Below are 2,393 nucleotides of genomic sequence, written 5' to 3'. Positions count from 1 at the left end.
GGGGGCGAAGCCCCCGAACATTCCTCCCCCTCCCGCGCAGGAAACCCAAGAAAACCGAAACGCCACGGCGCGGGAGGGGGTTGGGGGCGGGCTCGCAGAGGGTAAAGTCCCATTACCTTAAGTGTTCAGATATAATCGGGGACGTCGGGAACGCCGTCCAATACAAGAGGTCAGAAATCAGACGGCAGAGGAAAGAAAATGTCCTGCCCGAGTTTTTATAAATACAACTATTTCTCCGGCAATAACAGGGGGTAAACACATTGGATAACGAACGCATTAACGCAACGGAAGAACAGGTATATGACGAAAGCCAGATACAGGTGCTGGAAGGCCTAGAGGCCGTTCGCAAGCGCCCGGGCATGTATATCGGCTCCACAGGGCCGAGAGGGCTGCACCATCTGGTGTATGAAATCGTGGACAACTCTATCGACGAGGCCCTGGCGGGCTTCTGCTCTGAGATTACGGTGGAGATACTGCCCGAAGACATCATCCGCGTAACCGATAACGGGCGCGGCATTCCTACCGGCATCCAGCCCAAGATGGGTATTCCCGCCGTGACGGTGGTGTTTACCGTATTGCATGCGGGCGGCAAGTTCGGCGGCAGCGGCTATAAGGTATCGGGCGGTCTGCACGGCGTGGGCGCCTCGGTGGTAAACGCCCTTTCCGAGTGGCTGGAGGTAGAGGTGGACGACGGCACCGGACGGTATTGCCAGCGCTTTGAGCGCGGTGTGACGATGTGCGACCTTAACCGCTGCGGCGAGAGCACTACGCGCGGCACCATCGTAACCTTTAAGCCCGACGGCGAGATCTTTGAGGAGCTGGTGTTCGACTATGAGATTCTGCTCACCCGCCTGCGCGAACAGGCCTTTTTAAACGCGGGCATTAAGATTATCCTAAAAGACCTGCGCGACCCCGAGAATGAAAAGAGCACCGAGCTGTGCTACGAGGGCGGTATACGCAGCTTTGTAGAGCATATCAACACCCGCAAGGCGGTGGAGGTGCTGCACAGCGAGGTCATCTACCTTTCGGCGCAGTCCGGCGACAACAGCGCCGAGGTGGCGATGCAGTACAACGACAGCTACAACGAGATTGTGCTTTCGTTTGCCAACGATATACACACCATCGAGGGCGGCACGCACGAAACCGGCTTTAAAACCGCGCTTACCCGCGTGTTCAACGAATACGGCAAGCGCCATAACTTTATTAAGGAAAGCGACAAGAACCTTACGGGCGAGGACGTGCGCGAGGGCTTGACCGCCGTTATCTCGGTGAAGCTGACCGAGGCACAGTTTGAGGGCCAGACCAAAACAAAGCTTGGCAACACCGATATGCGCACCATGGTGGACAGCCTTGTATACGACAAGCTGCTCACCTTCTTTGAGGAGAACCCCGCGGTGGCGCGCAATATCTTTGATAAGGCGCTGGGTGCCGCGCGCGCAAGAGAGGCCGCCAGAAAGGCGAGGGATTTAACCCGCCGCAAGTCGGCCTTAGAGAGTGCGTCGTTACCCGGCAAGCTGGCCGACTGCAGTGAGCGCGACAACGCGCGCACCGAAATCTACATCGTAGAGGGCGACTCGGCAGGCGGCAGCGCCAAGGGCGGACGCGACCGGCGGTTCCAGGCTATCCTGCCGCTGTGGGGCAAGATGCTTAACGTAGAGAAGGCGCGGCTTGATAAGGTTTACGGCAACGAAAAGCTCATGCCGGTGGTAACCGCCTTAGGCTGCGGCATCGGCGCGGATTTTGATATTACCAAGATACGCTACAACAAGGTGATCATCATGGCGGATGCCGATGTCGACGGCGCACATATCCGCACCCTGCTGTTGACCTTCTTCTTCCGCTTTATGCGCCCCTTGGTAGAGGAGGGGCATGTGTACCTTGCACAGCCGCCGCTCTTTAAGCTTACCAAGGGCAAAACGGTGCACTACGCTTACTCTGACAAGGAGCGCGACCAGTATATGGCGGAGATGGGCGGCAACACCGACATCCAGCGCTACAAGGGCCTTGGCGAGATGGACTCGGAGCAGCTGTGGGAGACCACCATGAACCCCGACAGCCGCATTATGCTGAAGGTAGAGATGGAGGACGCCATCAAGGCCGACGAGATCTTCACCATCCTGATGGGCGACAAGGTTGGCCCGCGTAAGGAGTTCATCGAGCAGAACGCGCAGTATGTGGTGAATTTGGATATATAATTTAGGCTGTAGAAAACGGTCTCTTAGGGACGCGCATTGCGCGTCCGCGGGCCTTGCTGAACGCCGCGTTAATACCGCGGACGGCCGATGGCCGCCCCTACAATCCCGCCGCAGGGCGGCGAAAAGACGGGGGTACCCGTTTGGGGGCGAAGCCCCCGAACATTCCTCCCCCTCCCGCGCAGGAAACCCAAGAAAACC

The 2,393-nt window shown here is 58.0% G+C and carries 1 protein-coding gene; it reads left to right on the top strand.

Going from position 1 to position 2,393, the window contains the following annotated elements; all coding sequences use genetic code 11:
- Nucleotides 1–260 precede the first annotated feature (260 nt).
- Nucleotides 261–2,195, top strand: a complete 1,935-nt coding sequence (gyrB, locus tag BLR50_RS14190; RefSeq protein WP_242871783.1) for a DNA topoisomerase (ATP-hydrolyzing) subunit B — start codon at nucleotides 261–263, stop codon at nucleotides 2,193–2,195.
- Nucleotides 2,196–2,393 lie beyond the last annotated feature (198 nt).

The sequence above is a fragment of the Acetanaerobacterium elongatum genome, from assembly GCF_900103835.1.
In the GTDB taxonomy this organism is placed as follows: Bacteria; Bacillota; Clostridia; order Oscillospirales; family Ruminococcaceae; genus Acetanaerobacterium; species Acetanaerobacterium elongatum.
The sequence above is the reverse complement of the archived record's forward strand: the minus strand, read 5'-3'. Positions and strand labels throughout refer to the sequence as shown.